At 68.6% G+C, this 16,388-nt stretch carries 14 protein-coding genes; 7 read left to right on the forward strand and 7 right to left on the reverse strand.

Annotation, left to right across the window (positions count from 1 at the left end; genetic code table 11):
• The first annotated feature begins 93 nt into the window (after positions 1 to 93).
• On the forward strand, positions 94 to 2,682 hold the full coding sequence (mdeB, locus tag ASF43_RS08480) for an alpha-ketoglutarate dehydrogenase (RefSeq protein WP_056179281.1): 2,589 nt from the start codon (positions 94 to 96) through the stop codon (positions 2,680 to 2,682).
• A 44-nt stretch (positions 2,683 to 2,726) separates the two neighbouring features.
• Here the strand turns inward: mdeB and ASF43_RS08485 are convergent, their stop codons facing one another.
• The 5 genes from ASF43_RS08485 to ASF43_RS08505 form a co-directional block, all read right to left on the reverse strand.
• A complete protein-coding gene (locus ASF43_RS08485; protein WP_082497714.1) occupies positions 2,727 to 3,635 on the reverse strand; it encodes a THxN family PEP-CTERM protein in 909 nt (302 codons plus the stop codon).
• Between the two features lie 315 nt (positions 3,636 to 3,950).
• A complete protein-coding gene (locus ASF43_RS08490) occupies positions 3,951 to 4,769 on the reverse strand; it encodes a THxN family PEP-CTERM protein (RefSeq protein WP_056178996.1) in 819 nt (272 codons plus the stop codon).
• Between the two features lie 354 nt (positions 4,770 to 5,123).
• Entirely contained in the window at positions 5,124 to 7,388 is a 2,265-nt protein-coding gene (locus ASF43_RS08495) for an ATP-dependent DNA helicase (RefSeq protein ID WP_056178998.1), read from the reverse strand.
• A gap of 30 nt (positions 7,389 to 7,418) precedes the next feature.
• Positions 7,419 to 7,874, reverse strand: a complete 456-nt coding sequence (locus ASF43_RS08500) for a hypothetical protein (protein ID WP_156373225.1) — start codon at positions 7,872 to 7,874, stop codon at positions 7,419 to 7,421.
• Positions 7,875 to 7,885: 11 nt separating this feature from the next.
• A complete protein-coding gene (locus ASF43_RS08505; protein ID WP_056179003.1) occupies positions 7,886 to 8,584 on the reverse strand; it encodes a GntR family transcriptional regulator in 699 nt (232 codons plus the stop codon).
• A 118-nt stretch (positions 8,585 to 8,702) separates the two neighbouring features.
• On the opposite strand from ASF43_RS08505, the gene ASF43_RS08510 reads away from it, so the two are divergent.
• The gene (locus ASF43_RS08510) at positions 8,703 to 9,689 is read left to right on the forward strand and encodes a TRAP transporter substrate-binding protein (RefSeq protein ID WP_056179005.1); all 987 of its coding nucleotides are present in this window, start codon (positions 8,703 to 8,705) and stop codon (positions 9,687 to 9,689) included.
• 3 nt (positions 9,690 to 9,692) lie between these two features.
• On the opposite strand, the gene ASF43_RS08515 is transcribed toward ASF43_RS08510, so the two are convergent.
• Positions 9,693 to 10,697: a zinc-binding alcohol dehydrogenase family protein gene (locus tag ASF43_RS08515; protein ID WP_056179284.1), complete on the reverse strand. Its 1,005-nt coding sequence runs from the start codon at positions 10,695 to 10,697 to the stop codon at positions 9,693 to 9,695.
• A gap of 84 nt (positions 10,698 to 10,781) precedes the next feature.
• On the opposite strand from ASF43_RS08515, the gene ASF43_RS08520 reads away from it, so the two are divergent.
• Positions 10,782 to 11,678, forward strand: a complete 897-nt coding sequence (locus ASF43_RS08520) for a LysR family transcriptional regulator (protein WP_056179009.1) — start codon at positions 10,782 to 10,784, stop codon at positions 11,676 to 11,678.
• Here the strand turns inward: ASF43_RS08520 and ASF43_RS08525 are convergent.
• A complete protein-coding gene (locus ASF43_RS08525) occupies positions 11,675 to 12,901 on the reverse strand; it encodes a YbfB/YjiJ family MFS transporter (RefSeq protein ID WP_082497715.1) in 1,227 nt (408 codons plus the stop codon). The genes ASF43_RS08520 and ASF43_RS08525 overlap by 4 nt on opposite strands.
• Before the next feature lie 55 nt (positions 12,902 to 12,956).
• Here ASF43_RS08525 and ASF43_RS08530 point away from each other — a divergent pair, with 55 nt between their 5' ends.
• The 4 genes from ASF43_RS08530 to ASF43_RS08545 all read left to right on the forward strand — a co-directional run bounded on the left by ASF43_RS08530 (position 12,957) and on the right by ASF43_RS08545 (position 16,388).
• Positions 12,957 to 13,778: a creatininase family protein gene (locus ASF43_RS08530; protein WP_056179015.1), complete on the forward strand. Its 822-nt coding sequence runs from the start codon at positions 12,957 to 12,959 to the stop codon at positions 13,776 to 13,778.
• 120 nt (positions 13,779 to 13,898) lie between these two features.
• Positions 13,899 to 14,702, forward strand: coding sequence for an SDR family NAD(P)-dependent oxidoreductase (locus tag ASF43_RS08535; RefSeq protein ID WP_056179016.1), 804 nt, complete (start codon positions 13,899 to 13,901; stop codon positions 14,700 to 14,702).
• On the forward strand, positions 14,699 to 15,337 hold the full coding sequence (locus ASF43_RS08540) for an HAD family phosphatase (protein WP_056179020.1): 639 nt from the start codon (positions 14,699 to 14,701) through the stop codon (positions 15,335 to 15,337). The genes ASF43_RS08535 and ASF43_RS08540 overlap by 4 nt, the downstream gene beginning before the upstream one ends.
• Before the next feature lie 40 nt (positions 15,338 to 15,377).
• Positions 15,378 to 16,388 carry a tripartite tricarboxylate transporter substrate binding protein gene (locus ASF43_RS08545; protein ID WP_056179024.1) on the forward strand — a complete coding sequence of 337 codons (1,011 nt, stop codon included), beginning with the start codon at positions 15,378 to 15,380 and terminating at the stop codon, positions 16,386 to 16,388.

Genomic DNA, 16,388 nt, shown 5'->3' on the forward strand with positions numbered 1-16,388 from the left:
TTGCATGGACATTGATGGCATGGAGCGAAGGTGCGTGACGGATCAGCGGGCAGCCGTCTACAGTGCCAGGATCATTTGTTCGAGATTTGCGCCATGAACGCTCCACATTCCCGGGCCCAGCTGTTGCACGAGGCGGTGCAGCCGGATGCCGATCCCGCCGAAACCGCCGAATGGCGCGAGTCCTTCGCTGCGCTGATCGCCACCGGCGGCCCTGAGCGCGCGCGCTGGATGCTGGACGAGCTGGCCCGCGTGGCGCGCAGCCAGCGCATCGGCTGGAAGCCCGAGCTCGGCACGCCGTACTTCAACACCATTGCGGTCGAGCAGCAGCCGGTGTTCCCGGGTGACCTGGCGATCGAGGAACGGCTGGCCTCGCTGATGCGCTGGAATGCGCTGGCCATGGTGGTGCGTGCCAACCAGGCCTATGGCGAGCTGGGCGGGCACATTGCCAGCTATGCGAGTGCGGCCGATCTGTTCGAGGCGGGCTTCAACCATTTCTTTCATGCGAGGAACGAACAGCACAGGGGCGACCTGGTGTTCTTCCAGCCGCACAGCGCCCCCGGCGTCTATGCGCGTGCGTTTCTCGAAGGCCGGCTGACCGAAGCCGACCTCTTGCACTACCGCCAGGAGATCACCGCCCCGGCCACCGGCGCGCGCGGCCTGTCCAGCTACCCCCACCCCTGGTTGATGCCGGACTTTTGGCAGTTCCCGACCGGCTCCATGGGCATCGGCCCGATCAGCTCGATCTACCACGCGCGCTTCATGCGCTACCTCACGCACCGGCAGTTGCTGGACTGCGGCGCGCGCAAGGTCTGGGGCGTGTTCGGCGACGGTGAGATGGACGAGCCCGAATCCATGAGCGCGCTGACCCTTGCCGCGCGCGAGGGGCTGGACAACCTGGTCTGGGTCGTCAACTGCAACCTGCAGCGGCTGGACGGCCCCGTGCGCGGCAACGGCCGCATCATCGACGAGCTGGAAAAGCTGTTCGCGGGCGCCGGCTGGAACGTGATCAAGCTGGTCTGGGGCAGCGACTGGGACGGCCTGTTCGCGCGCGATGCCGAGGGCGCGCTGACCCGTGCGTTCGCGCACACGGTGGACGGCCAGATGCAGACCTTCGCCGCCAAGGATGGGCGCTACAACCGCGAGCACTTCTTTGGCCAGAACCCCGAACTCGCGCGCCTGGCCCAGGGCATGACCGACGAGCAGATCGACCGCCTGCGCCGCGGCGGCCACGACCTCGTCAAGGTCCACGCCGCCTATGCGGCCGCGGCCTCTCACACCGGCCAGCCCACCGTGATCCTGGCCCACACCAAGAAGGGCTACGGCATGGGCGCGGCTGGCCAAGGCAAGATGACCACGCACAGCCAGAAGAAGTTCGACGAGACCGACCTGATCGCGTTCCGCAACCGTTTCGACCTGCCGCTGACCGACGAGCAGGCCACGGGGCTGAGCTTCTACAAGCCAGCCGACGACAGCCCGGAGATGCAGTACCTGCACGCGCACCGCCAGGCCCTGGGCGGCTACCTGCCCAAGCGCGAGACCCAGTGCGACCGGCTGCCGGTCCCCGAACTGGCCAGCTATGCCCAGTTCGCACTGGCCGCCGACGGCAAGGACATGAGCACTACCATGGCATTCGTGCGCATGCTGGGCCAGCTGCTCAAGGATCCGCAGCTCGGCCCGCGCATCGTGCCCATCGTGGCCGACGAGGCGCGCACCTTCGGCATGGCCAACCTGTTCAAGCAGGTCGGCATCTACAGCAGCGTGGGCCAGCGCTATGCACCCGAGGACATAGGCTCGGTGCTGAGCTACCGCGAGGCATTGGAAGGCCAGATCCTGGAAGAAGGCATCAGCGAGGCCGGTGCGATTGCGAGCTGGACGGCGGCTGCCACCAGCTACAGCGTGCATGGCCTGTCGATGCTGCCGTTCTACATCTACTACTCGATGTTCGGTTTCCAGCGCGTGGGCGACCAGATCTGGGCCGCGGCCGACCAGCGGCCGCGCGGCTTCCTGCTGGGAGCCACGTCCGGCCGCACCACGCTGGGCGGCGAGGGCCTGCAGCACCAGGACGGCAGCAGCCACCTGATCGCCGCCACCATCCCGAACTGCAAGGCCTACGACCCGGCCTACGCGGGCGAGATGGCCGTGATCGTGGACGCTGGCATGCGCGAGATGTTGGTCGAGCAAAGGGACGTCTTCTATTACGTCACGCTCATGAACGAAAACTATGCCCAGCCCAGCCTGCCCGAGGGCGCGGCCGAGGGTGTGGTGCGCGGCGGTTACCGGTTTGCGAGCTATGGGCCGAACGACGGCCCACATCTGAGCCTGCTGGGCTCAGGCGCCATCCTGACGGAGGTCGTCAAGGCGGCGCAGCAGCTGGCCGATGAGGGCATGGCCGTAGACGTGTTCAGCATCACGAGCTGGAGCGAGCTGGCGCGCAATGGCGCCGCCAGCGACCGTCCTTATCTGACCGAGTTGCTTCAGGGGACAGGCCCCGTGATCGCCGCCACCGACTACGTGCGCGCCGTGGCCGAGAGCGTGCGTGCGTTTGTCCCCGGGGGTCGGCGCTACGTGACGCTGGGCACCGACGGCTTCGGACGAAGCGACACGCGAGCGGCACTGCGCCAGTACTTCGGCGTAGACGCAGCGGCAGTGGCCCGCGCGGCATTGGAAAGCTTGCGCCCATGAAAAAACCCCGCCGAGGCGGGGTTCTTGACGAGGCGACTGAAAAATCAGGCCTTGTTCTTTTGCTGGCGGCGACGGATGCCGGCCAAGCCCAGCAGGCCAACGCCCAGCAGAGCGATGGAAGCGGGCTCCGGCACTTCCGTAGCGCGCAGGCGGAACTGGAAGTTCGTGGTGTAGTCCTGGCTTTCCGGCGTCGTGAAGCCCACGCAGCCTGCGGCTACGCCAGCCAGCGCGCACTGGGCAGGCAGCAGCGTGCCGAAGCCGCTGGCGGTGAAGTCGAAGGTGTAGACGTAACCTTCGTAGAGGAAGCTCTGACCCAGCAGGCCGGACAGAACGAAGATGTCGCTGCAAACTGCGGCGTCAGTAGCGGCAGTCGGGCAGCCGGCCACGGTGTTCGGCGTTTCGACGAAGCTGATCTGGTAGTTCGTGTCAAACGAAGGAAGCGCACCGCCACCACCGGCAGGCGTGAGCGTCAGCGACGCGTCGATCACGGTCTTGCGCAGCGTCCAGCTGTCACGGCCGATGTTGTTGTTGTTGTAGTGGGTGTAAGCGTTGGCCGCTTCGAACGCGCCATTGGTCACCACATTGCCGGCCGTGTTGCCGACGGCAACAGAGGTCGTGCCGCCAGTTGCCGTTGCGGTCGTGACACCCAGGCCGCTGCGCGTACCAGCGCCGACGCTACCGGTGTCGCGGCCCCAGTCCAACTGGTACTGCGAAACTTTCCAGGTAGACGTGGACGCGGCGGTCGGGCCAGTCGTGCCGGACGGCACGAATTGGGACACGCCATCACCTTGGGTGCCGGTGCCGGTGCCGCCGCCCGTGGAGGGGCCAGCGCCGAGTCGGAATTGGCTGGTAACCGTGTAGTCCCAGTTAGCGACTGGAGCAGCAGAAGCGGCGGTCACAGCGAATGCTGCGGCAGCTGCAAATGCCAGCTTGGAAATCTTGAAATGACGCATGGCAGTTCCTTTGTATGCGGTCAATGAGAGAAAAGACGGCCCAACAGAGTTGGTTAGAAACAATGAGCAAGTCGCGTGCCTTCTTATAAATACTCAATAATTTCATCGACTTGTGCGCGTTGAGGCCGCTTGCCATGTGAGTGTTGTCAATTTTTTCGACGGGTCTCGAGCCTTGCTTGCAGAGCACCGCTTTCAGCGCTGATAGCACAAGTGCCTGGGCGAACGAAAGGGAAGCGTTAGTTGCTTCCCTTTGCATAGTGCTCCATCCCGAGCCCCGATCAGGGCGGCGTCAAGGCTTTTGCAAGCCTGGCCGCATCAGGCCTTGTTGTGCTGCCGGCGTGCGCGAACGCCCGCGAGGCCCAGCAGGCCAGCGCCCAGCAAGGCGATGGAGGCGGGTTCTGGCACTTGGCCAGGAACCGTGATCTCGCGGCTGGTGATTTCCATGGCGAAGTTCGCCAGGTTGGCACGGCCCTCGATCGTCGTGAAGCCAATGCAGCCGGCACCCGCACCAGCGGCCGTGCATGCGGCGGAGCTCAGCTCTTCCAGCCGCGGTGCTGCATAGAACTGGAAGAAGTACTGGTAGCCATCCAGCGTGAAGCTGTTGTTCAGGGAGCCGACCAAAACCCAGATGTCGTTGCAGGGGTTGCCGGCGGGGCTCGCGGCGGCGCAGGGCGTGGTGTTGGGCGTCTCGGCGAACTTGATGGTGTACGACTCCGAGAAGGACGCGTAGGCGCCGGTGCTGCCTTGCCGGCGCAGCTGGATCGTCGAGACGATCTTGGCGCTGGTCAACGTGCCAAAGCTGCCGTCCAACGGGTTGTTGGTATGGGTATAGGTGTTGGCCAAAGAAGCAGCACCATCCGTGGTCAGCGTCCCCGAGCGCGGGCTGTTGGTAATGCCAATGCCGCTGCGCGAGCCGCCCAAGACTGCGGGACCTGACGGGCAGGCGCCCCAGGTGATGGCAGTGCCCGTGACTTGCTGGCAACCACCCGAGCCGTTGAAGCTGGTGTCGCCGCCGACAGTGGAGAAAGAACTGGTCACGATGTAGTCCCAGTTGGCGATGGGTGCTGCTGATGCGGCACTGGCGCCCGCGAAGGCAAAGGCGGCCAGGCTGGCCTTGAGAAGAGATTGGCGCATGTTGTTGTCCTCTGTCGATGGATGACGGCAATGCGGAGGGTCCGCTGCCTTGCGCGCTGTGCAATTGGTTGCACTGCGCGGTCAAAAGTGATTGACGACACCAAATGCGCACATTTCATGCCATTAGTCACATGTTCAACGAAATCAATAACTTGTACAAGTGTATGCAATACATATGAATCGAGTGTAAAGATAGTTGACAGTACATATGTCTCAAAAATGAAAGCTGAGTTGAAACAATGACTTGCGTAGTGGCAGGAGGTCCGCTCGTATCAAGACCTGAGTCCATTGTGCGGATACAGCGATCATGTGCAGCGCCTTTGCGCGCCCCCTGCTCCGTCGGTGACGTTACAACTAATTCCCGCTGCGCAGCGCCTTTAGCTCCCACCACCCAGGGAGCAGCGCCTGCACCGCCCGGCGCGCATAGCGGTCATCGATCAGCACCACCATGCCCTTGTCCTCGCGCGTGCGGATCACGCGCCCGGCCGCCTGCACCACCTTGCGGAGGCCGGGGTACAAGTAGGTGTAGTCATAGCCCGCCCCGAATGCGTCCTGCATGCGGCGGCGCATCTCCTCGTTGACAGGGTTGATCTGCGGCAGGCCCAGCGTGGCCACGAAGGCGCCGACCAGGCGCTCGCCGGGCAGGTCGATTCCCTCGGCAAAGCTGCCGCCCAGCACTGCGAAGCCCACGCCGGCGCCGCCGACCACGAAGCGGTCCAGGAAGGCTTGCCGCTCGGGCTCGGACATGCGGCGCGACTGGCGCCAGGCCGTGATCTGCGGGTAGGTAGCCTCGAACTGCGCGGCCACCAGTTCCAGGTAGTCGTAGCTGCTGAAGAAGGCCAGGTAGTTGCCAGGCGCCGCGTCGAACTGCTCGGCGATGAGCCGGGCAATCGGCGCGGCCGAGGCCTGGCGGTCGGCGAAGCGCGTGGAGATGCCGCCGGCCACGCGCACGCTGAGCTGCTCGGCCGCGTAGGGCGAGGGCACGTCGATCCAGGCTGTCTGCTCGGGGAGGCCCAGCGTGTCGCGGTAGAACGCGGTCGGGCTCAGCGTGGCCGAGAACAGCGTGACGGTGCGCGCGGCCTCGATGCGCGGCCCCAGGAAGGGGCCCGGCAGCAGGTTGCGGATGCACAGCGTGGCGTCCTGCCCACGCGCGTCTTCGCGCGTGATGTCCACCAGCGAATGCGCGCCGAAGCTCTGCGCCAGCCGCAGGAACTGCAGCGCCTCGAAATAGAACTGCTGCAGCGCGGCGTCTGGCGGCGCGGCGGCGGCCTCGGCGAAATGCTCGCCGAGTGCGGCCACGGCGCGCTGCAGGGCGTCGAGCCAGGCATCGGGCAACGCGTCGCGCACGGTGTAGGCGGCCTCGCTCTCCTTGAGCAGCGCGCGCCAGTGGCGGTCCAGCCGGTCTAGCGGCTTGCGCAGGTGGGCGGGGGCTGTCAGGCGCAATGCGCGCAGGGCGCCGCGGCGCATCTCGCCCGTGTACATGGCGCGGCCGCGCTCGACCAGGTTGTGCGCCTCGTCCACCAGCACGCCCACGCGCCATTCGTTCTGCTGCGCCAGCGCATGCAGCATGGCGCTGCCGTCGAACCAGTAGTTGTAGTCGCCCACCACCACGTCGGCCCAGCGCGCCAGCTCCTGGCCCAGGTAGTAGGGGCAGACCTGGTGCGCCAGCGCCACTTCGCGCAGCGCTGCGCGGTGTTGCGGGCCGGCCGCCACGGCGGCGGCGCGCGCGGCCGGCAGCTTGTCGTAGAAGCCCTGGGCGAGCGGGCAGGACTCGCCGTGGCAAGCCTTGTCCGGGTGCTCGCAGGCCTTTTCGCGCGCGGTCAGCTCCAGCACGCGCAGCGGCGTGCCGGGCGCGGCGATGCGGGTCAATGCGTCCAGCGCCAGCTGGCGGCCGGGCGTCTTGGCCGCCAAGTAGACGATCTTGTCGAGCTTTTGCCCCGGTGCGGCCTTCAACAGCGGGAACAGCGTGCCCACGGTCTTGCCGATGCCCGTGGGCGCCTGCGCCAGCAGGCAGCGGCCATGGGCCGACACGCGGTATACGGCCTCGGCCAGTGCGCGCTGGCCGGGGCGAAAGCTCTCGTGCGGGAAGGCCAGCGCGGCCAGTGCGGCATCGCGCGCCTGGCGGTGCGCGAGTTCCTGCGCGGCCCAGGCCAGGAAGCGATTGCATTGGTCCTCGAAGAAGGCCTGCAGCGTGGTGGCCTCGTAGCGTTCCTCGAACACCGTCTCGTGCTGGCTGCCCAGGTCGAAGTACACCAGCGCCAGCGTCAGAGAGGCCAGGCCGCGCTCGGCGCACAGCAGCGCGCCGTAGACCTTGAGCTGCGCCCAGTGCAAATGCCGCTGGTGGGCGGGCTGGCGCGACAGGTCGCCGCGGTGCGTCTTGATCTCTTCGAGCCGGTTGCGCGCGGCGTCGAAGCCGTCGGCGCGCCCGCGCACGCGCAACAGGCCGTGCTGGCCATCCAGCCGCAGTTCCGATTGGTAGCCGTCGTCGCGCCGGCCAGTCACCAGCGCATGGCCGGCAATGCCCTCCAGCGCGGTCGGCGAGGGCGTGAAGCGCAGGTCCAGGTCGCCCTGCTTGGCCGTGAACTCGCACAGGGCGCGCACGGCGACCAGGTATTGCATGGTCGCGATGCTACCGGGGCGGCCGCGCCCTCACGGGCAGACCAGCACCGTGCCTTGCTGCGTGCAGAACTGGCCTTGCGGATTGACGAGCTGGTTGCCGGACCGGTTGAGCCGCTGGCCGTTGTTGTCCCAGCAGCCACCCGCATCGCAGCGCGTGACCTGCGCCGGCTGCGGGGCGGGCGGCGCGGTGGGCGAGGGCAGCGCCGAGGGCGTGGCCACTTGCGGCGGCGGCGCGATGGTGGAGGGCACGGCCTCGGCCGGGCGCGCGAGACGGGCCGGGCGCGGCGGGTCGGCCTGGGCGCGCAGGCAGGCGTTGGCCACCTCCTGCCGCAGTGCGCGCCGCTGCGGCGTCATGCCCTGGCCTTGCGCGGCGTCCAGGCGCTCGCGCGCGGCCAGGCAGGCCGGTGATTGCAGCGGGTCGTCGACCTGCGCGCAGGCCATGCCCGCCCACAGGCAGGTCAGCAGCAGGGCGGTGATGCGGAGCATGGGCAGGTCCTTCAAGAAGAGACGACGGCGGCATCGCGCGGCACGACCGTGCCACGGCAGGCGACCAGGTAGGCATCGCGCGTGCTGCCGATGTGCTCGCGCAGGATGGCCTGTGCGCGCAACGTGTCGCGCTGGCGGATGGCGTCGACCACGATGCGGTGGTTGTCCTGGCAATGCGTGACCTGGTCGTTCGCGACCGGCAACCGGTAGCGCAGCGCGGTGATCTGAGCCGACACCAGTTCGAACGCCGTCTTCAGGAAGCGGTTGTCGCAGTTCTCCACCAGCGCATTGTGGAACTCCGTGTCCAGCCGCGCGAAGCTGCCATGGTCGGCCTGCGCGTAGGCTGCGGCCATGTCGTCCAGGGCCGCGTCCAGCGCGCGCAGCAGCTCGGCGTGGCGATGCTGCATGGCGTCGGCCAGGGCCTCGCACTCCACCATTGCACGGAACTGGCACAGGTGCACCACCTCGGCCTCGTCGAGCTGGAACACAAAGCTGCCACGCTGAGGGTGGATCACCACCAGCCCTTCGAGCCGCAGCCGCAGCAGCGCCTCGCGCACGGGCGTCTTGCTCATGCCGAGCATGCCGGCCAGCGCCGATTCCGAAAGCGCCTGGCCGAACTGCAGCGGGCCCGTGACGATGGCCGTGCGGATGCGCGCCACCGCCAGGTCGGTCAGCGACTTGGGGCGTTCGACGGGGTCGGAGAAGTTCATGGTGCAGCGGATTGTCCAGGCCTAGAACTTACCCGGTGTTCAACGCGCGGTTTTACATGGTTTACTTGGTATCTGCAATCTCATATATCAGTTGATCTTTTCACCGGAGATTCGATCCATGACCTTTCAACGCATCCTTGTGGCCATCGCCGCGGCATTGGCGCTCGGCACGGCGCAGGCCCAGCTCGTGAAATTCGGCTATGGCGCGAGCGACGACAACTCCCAGGGCCTGGGCGCCAAGCGCGTGGCCGAGCTCGTGAAGGCCAGGACCGCAGGCCGGGTGAACATTGCCACCTACGGCAGCGGCAAGCTCGGCACCGACGCGCAGATGCAGTCGGCGTTGCAGGGCGGCGTGACCGAAATGATGGTCGGCCCCACATCCAACCTGGTCGGCGTGATCAAGGAGTACGCCTTGTTCGACCTGCCCTACCTGGTGGCCAGCTTCCGGGAGGCAGATGGGCTGCTCGATGGCCCCGTCGGCCAGGCGCTGGCCGCCAGGCTCGACGCGCACGGGCTGGTCGGCCTGGCGTACTGGGAGAACGGCTTTCGCCATGTCACCAACTCCAAGCGTGCCGTGGCGCGGCTCGAAGACTTGCAGGGCCTGAAGATCCGCGTGATTCCGAACCCGGTCTACATCGAGAGCTTCAAGGAGCTGGGGACCAACCCCGTGCCGCTGCCCTACACCGAGCTTTACGGCGCGCTGGAGTCGCGCGCGGTCGATGCGCAGGAGAACGGCCTGGGCCTCATCGAGTCCGGCCGCTTCTACGAGGTGCAGAAGTTCCTGTCGCTGACAGGCCACAGCTACACCCCCTACATCGTGCTGGCCAGCAAGAAGTGGTTCGACAAGCTGTCGGACGCCGACCGCACGGCCGTGCGCGAGGCGGCGCTGGAGGCGGGCGCCTACCAGCGCAAGATCAACCGGGAGCAATCTGCCCTGCTCGTGGGGGAGATGAAAAAGCGCGGCCTGCAGGTGACCGAGGTGGCGCCGGCCGAGATCGCCCGCCTGCGCGACAAGGCCAAGGCCGTGCACGAGAAGTTCACGCCGCAGATCGGCAGCAAACTCATGGCGCAGGCCAGGGCCGAGATCGCCAAGGCCGGCCAGTAGGGCTCAGCCCCAGCCCTGCAGCACCACCTTGCCCAGCGCCTTGCCGCTCTCGATGAGCGCATGGGCCTGGCGCAGGTTCGCGGCGTTGATGGGCGCAAGCGTCTGCTGCAGCGTGCTGCGGATGCGGCCTGCGTCGGCCAGTGCTGCCACCTCGTTTAGCAGCACGCGCTGCTGGTCGATGTCCGGCGTGTCGTACAGCGAGCGCGTGAACATCAGCTCCCAGTGCAGCGACAGGCTCTTGCGCTTGAGCAGGCCCACGTCCAGCACGTTGGGGTCGTCGATCAGCGCCAGCCGACCCTGCGGGCGCAGCGCGTCCACGATCTGCGGCAGATGCTGGTCGGTCTGCGTGAGCGCCGCGACGAAGTTCACGCTGCCGCCCGGCAGTTGCGCGGCGAAGGGCTGGCGGTGGTCGATCACCGTGTGCGCGCCCAGGTCCAGGCACCACTGCCGCGTCTCGGGCCGCGAGGCCGTGGCCACCACCTGCAGCTGCGTCAGCTGGCGCGCGAGCTGGATCAGTATGGAGCCGACGCCTCCCGCGCCGCCCACGATCAACAGGCTCTGCCCCTGGCCGCCACCTTGCGGCACGCCCAGGCGGTCGAACAGCAGCTCCCACGCGGTGATGGCCGTCAGCGGCATCGCGGCGGCCTCGGCGTCCGACAGCTGCATCGGCGCGCGGCCCACGATGCGCTCATCCACCACATGCAGCTCGGCATTCGTGCCGGGCCGCGCGATGGAGCCGGCGTAGAACACGCGGTCGCCCACCCGGTAGTGCTGCACCTCGGCGCCCGTGGCCTCGACCGTGCCCACCGCATCCCAGCCCAGCACTTCGGCCGCATCGGCTTGCGGCGCGCGGCTGGCGCGCACTTTGGTGTCCACCGGGTTCACCGACACGGCCGCCACGCACACCAGCAGGTCACGCGGGCCGGGCGTGGGCGCTGGCAGTTCCAGGTCGACCAGGGAATCGGGCTGGTCGATGGGACCGGGGGTGCGGTAGCCAATGGCTTTCATGGTGCTGTCCTCGAAAACGAAAACAGCCACTGTACGATTGCAAGCCAGGTTTGATAAGCCGGCTCAGATTCGAATCTGCTGCAAATGAAGATTGAAAATATCGCTGACTTGCGCGTGCTGGTGGAGACGGCCCGCGGCGGCACGCTCACGGCCGCTGGCCACGCCCTGGGGCTGACCCCGGCCGCCGCCAGTGCCATGCTCAAACGGCTGGAGACGCAGATGGGCGCGCGCCTGTTCGAACGCTCCACGCGTGCCATGCGGCTGACCGCGCAAGGCCAGACCTTGCTCGACTACGTGCTGCGCGCGCTCGAACTGCTGGAAGAAGGCGAGGCCCAGCTCGCCAGCGACGGCGGCGCGCTGCGCGGCACGGTGCGGCTGGCCGCGCCGTCCGACCTCGCCCGCAGCGTGCTGCTGCCCTGGCTCGATGCGTTCCAGCACGCGCACCCCGGCGTGCAGCTCGCGCTGTCGGTCAGCGACCGCGTGCAGGACGTGGTGCGTGACGCGGTGGACGTGGCGCTGCGCTATGGCGCGCTGGGCGATTCGGGCCTCGTCGCGCGCGTGCTGTTCGTGTCGCAGCCCGTGCTGTGCGCCTCACCCGCCTACCTGGCCCGCCATGGCGCGCCGGCTACGCCGCAGGACCTACTGCAGCACAACTGCCTGAGCTTCCAGATCCGGGGCCGTCGCCATCTGCGCTGGCGCTTCGTACGCGATGGCGTGTGGACCGAGGTGCAGGTCACCGGCGACCGCAGCGCCGACGACGCGGCCATCGTCCACCAGTGGGCGCTGGCCGGCCACGGCCTGTGCTTCAAGTCGCGGCTGGACCTGGTGCACGACCTGGCCAGCGGCGCGCTCGTGCGCGTGCTGCCGCAGTGGCAGGGCGACGACTACCCGCTCAGCGCCGTGCTGCCCAGCGGGCGCTTCGTGCCGGCGCGCGTGCGCGCGCTGGTCGACCATCTGGCCGTGTGCTTCGCGGGTGTCTAGGCACGGGTCTTCGGATAGCGCCTGGCCGACCACAGGTACAACCCCGCCCCCAGCAGCAGCGTGCCCGCCGCACCGGCCAGCGACAGCGTGAACCCCTGCGCCGCCGAGCCGCGCCATGCGATCAGCAGCGCCACCAGCGGCGGGCCCGCCACCTGCCCGATGCCGTACAGCGCCGTGGCCAGCCCCATGGTGCTGGCCGCGTGCAGGGGCCGCAGCCGGCGGATCTCCTGCATCGCGAAGTAGGTGATGGCCGTGAACGGCACGCCCAGCAGCACGCTGCCCAGAACGAAGCCCGCAAGGCTGGGGCTCACCAGGCTGGCCAGCACGCCCAGCGCCTGCACCACGTGGCATCCGGCCAGCAAATGCCGCATGTCCAGCGCCAGCGAGACGCGCGTGGTCAGCATCGCTCCCACCATCACACCGGCGCCGAAGATCGGCCAGAACAAATCCAGCCACGGCGAACCCGGCAGCGCCTGCCGCGCGATGACGGGCAGGAAGGTGGCCGTGATGATGTAGCCGAAGCCCGCGCAGCCGTAGCCCGCGATCAGCAGCGCCACCTCGCCGTGGCCCGCGGCGGCGGGCGTGCCGCCCATCGGCCCGGTGCCTGCGGCCGCGGCCGCCGGCAGCGTGCCGCGCAGCAGCACCGGCCGCACGCCCAATGTGAGCACGGCGGCCAGCACGCCGAACACCAGCCAGCCCAGTTGCGCGCTGCCCTGCCAAGCCACGATCAGGCTGGCGATCAGGCCCGAGAGCACGATGCCCGTGCCCGGCCCCGTGTAGATCATGCCGCCCAGCGCCGCGCGCCCGCGCCGCGCCGTCTGCGTCAGGCACCACCCCGAGATGTAGACGAACACGCATGCACTGGCCACGCCCGCCGCGAAGCGCAGCGTGGGCCACAGGGCCGGCCAGGGCAGGGCCATGGCCAGCGTCAACAGCGTGGTCGCGACCAGGCCGCCGCGCACCATGGCGGCCGGGTCCGGCGGCGGCGGATTGCCGATGCGGCGCCAGATCCAGGGCTGCAGCATGCACAGCACGGCGCCCACCAGATAGCCCAGGTAGTTGGCGCTGGCCAGCCAGCTCGCGCCGGCTAGATCGAGCACGCCGTCGTGCAGCATCATGGGCAACAGCGGCGTGAACGCGAAGCGCCCGATGCCCATGGCAGTGGCCAGAGCCAGGGCGCCGGTGACGGCGATGGCCCAGGGGCCGATGGTGGTGGGGGACATGGGACGTGGAAGCGGAAGGCCGCGGCATGTTAGCCGCGGACATAAGATCGCCCGCATGACGCTGCCTTCCCGCTTCTGGGCCGACCTCACGACCCGCGACTTCGCCCGGCTCGACGCGGCCACCACCGTGGCCGTGCTGCCCGTGGCCGCCATCGAGCAGCATGGCCCGCACCTGCCGGTCAGCGTCGATGCCACCTTGGTCGATGGCGTGCTCGCCGCGTCGTTGCCGCACCTGCCGGCGGCGCTGCCCGTGCTGTTCTTGCCCACGCAGCAGATCGGCAAGAGCAACGAACACCAGCGCTTTCCGGGCACCTTGAGCCTGTCGGCCGAGACCACGATTCGCCTGTGGACGGAGATCGGCGAGTCGGTCGCGCGCGCCGGCCTGCGCAAGCTGCTGATCTTCAACAGCCATGGCGGGCAAGTCTCCATCATGGACATCGTGGCGCGCGACCTGCGCACGCGCTGCGAGCTGATCTGCTACCACGCCAGCTGGTTCAACCTGCCGCTGGGCGAGGCGGTGGACGGCCTGTTCCCGGCCAGCGAGCACCGCTTCGGCATCCATGGTGGCGACATCGAGACCTCGATGATGCTGGCGCTCGCGCCTGCACATGTCGACATGGCGCAGGCGCAGGACTTCCGCTCCACTTCGCAGGACCGCGCCGCCGCATACCCGATCCTGGGCAACGGCAAGAGCGCCAAGCTCGGCTGGCAGATGCAGGACTACAACGCCACTGGCGCGGCGGGCAATGCGGCCATCGCCACGGTGGAGAAGGGCCGCGCGCTGGTCGAGGCCGCGGGCCGGCAACTCGCGGCGCTGCTGGGCGAGATCTCCAGCCTGCCGCTCGGCACCTTGGTGGACCGGCCCGACCTCGGGTAGGCCGGCTTCGTCCGCGCGGCGGGCCGGCCGCATGCCTGCAGCCGACACTACATACGGCGCGACGCGCGCATCCACTCCAGGCATGATGCCGCCCTGACCCCGCGCACAGGAGACAAGACCATGAGCGAACCGATTGCCCTGGCCCGCTTCGCCGGCAAGACCGCCCTGGTCACCGGCGGCGCCAGCGGCCTGGGCCTGGCCAGTGCGCGCCGCCTGCTGCGCGAAGGCGCACGCGTGGCACTGGCCGACATCAATGCGCACGCGCTGCGCAACGTGGTCAAGGAACTCGCGCAGCCGCCCGGCCATGTCAGCCAGCACATGCTGGACGTGACCGATGCGGCCCAGGTCGAGGCCGTGGTGCAGGAGGCCTGGCAGACGCATGGCGCCATCGACGTGCTGGTCAACAGCGCGGGCATCAGCTACCAGGGCTCGGTGCTCGACACGCCCATCGAGGCCTGGCGCCGCGTGCTGGACATCAACCTGTCCGGCAGCTACCTATGCACGCAGGCCGTGGCGCGCCGCATGGTCCAGCGGCGCCAGGGCCGCATCGTCATGATCGCCTCGATCTCGGGCCAGCAGGTCTGGTCCGGCCGCGCGGCCTATTGCGCGTCCAAGGGCGGCGTGCTGGCATTGGCCAAGTCCTGCGCGATCGACCTGGCGCCTTTCGGCATCACCGTCAACTCGGTCTCGCCCGGCCCCATCGAGACCGCGCAGACTGCCGCGCTGCACGGCCCCGTCATCCGCCAGGCCATCGTGCACGCCACGCCCATGGCGCGCTACGGCCAGGCCGACGAGGTGGCCGACGCCATCGCCTTCCTGGCCAGCGACGACGCGCGTTTCGTGAACGGGCACGATCTGGTGGTGGACGGCGGGCTGACCAGCGCGGCCATCCTCTACGACCTGAAGCAGAATCCGCAGGCATGAGCACCGTTCGCGCCCTGATCTTCGATTGCGACGGCACGCTGGTCGACAGCGAACCCTGGCTGGTCGAAGCCATGCTGGCCGAGGGCGCGCTGTACGGCCTGCCAGGCAGTGCCCGGCCCGTGCTGGATGCGCAGCGCGGCGCGCCCATGTCGCGCCAGATCGCCAGCGTCGCCGCGCGCTGCCCCGGGCCGCTGCCCGCCGACTTCGAGGACCGTGTGCGTGCGCGCATGGCCGATTACTTCAAGGCCCACCTGCAGCCGATCGCCGGCGCACTGGAGCTGGTGCGCGGCCTGACGCTGCCGTTCGCCGTCGCCTCCAACGGCCCGCGCCACAAGATCGAGCTCGTGCTGGGCCTCACGGGCCTCATGCCCTGGTTCGAGGGCCGGGTCTTCAGCGCCTACGACATCGGCGTGTGGAAGCCCGCGCCCGACCTGTTCCTGCACGCCGCGCAGGCGCTCGGCTTCGCGCCGGCCGAATGCGCGGTGGTGGAAGACAGCGCCTCCGGCATCGCCGCGGGCCTGGCCGCCGGCATGCGCGTGTTCGCGCTCGGCGAGCAGCCGCACGATCTGCCGGCCTCCGTGCAGCGCATCGCCAGCCTGTCGGCCCTGCCGGCACGGCTCGCGCAGCACGCCTGACGAATTTCCCGATTCCATCCACCCGACGAGGAGACATCCCATGCGTCACACAGTGCCCACGCGCTTCACGCGCCGCAACGTCCTGCAACAGAGCCTGGCCGGCGCGGCCGTGCTGGCCAGCCCGCTGGCCTTCGCCCAGGCCGCCTGGCCGACCAAGCCTGTGACGCTCGTGGTCGGCTACCCGCCCGGTGGCCAGACCGACTTTGCCGGCCGCATGGTCACGGCCGGCATGCAGAAGGAGCTGGGCCAGGGCGTGGTCATCGACAACAAGGCCGGGGCCGGCGGCAACATCGGCACCGACAACGTGATGAAGGCCGCGCCCGACGGCTACCGCCTGCTGGTGGGCAACGGCACCATCACGCTGAACCCGCACACCTACCGCAACACGGCCATGGCCGACCCTCTCAAGCTCACGCCCATCGGCCTGTTGTTGCAGTCGTCGCTGATCCTGGCTGTGCCCATGACGGTGCCGGCCAAGAACCTGCAGGAGTTCATCGCCTGGGTGAAGGCGCAGGACAAGGCCGGCAAGGACATCGACTACGCCTCGGCCGGCCCCGGCAGCCTCACGCACACGTCCATGGAGCTGTTCCGCGAGCGCATCGGCAAGCCCAAGATGAACCACGTGCCCTACAAGGGCAGCAGCCCGGCCATGACCGACCTGATCGCCGGCCGCGTGAGCGCCATGTTCGACGCGGCCTCCGTCGTCGCGCCCTTCATCAAGTCGGGCCAGCTGCGCCCGCTGATCGTGACCGGCGCCAAGCGCGTGCCGGCCTTCCCCGACATCCCGACCGCCACCGAGGCCGGGCTCAAGGACTTCGAGCTCATCTCCTTCATCGGCCTGTACGGCCCGCCCGGCCTGCCCGCCGACATCGTCAAGAAGGCCAACGCCGCGATGAACACGGCGCTGGCCGACGCGAACATCCAGAAGGGCATCGCCGACCGCGGCGACGAGCCCGGCGGCGGCACGCCCGAGCAGCTGGCCAAGCTCACGAAGGACTACTACAAGCTGTACGGCGACATCGTGAAGGCCAACGACATTCGGGCGGAGTAA

Origin of the sequence: Pseudorhodoferax sp. Leaf267, from assembly GCF_001422405.1 — a bacterium.
Classification (GTDB): Bacteria; Pseudomonadota; Gammaproteobacteria; order Burkholderiales; family Burkholderiaceae_C; genus Pseudorhodoferax.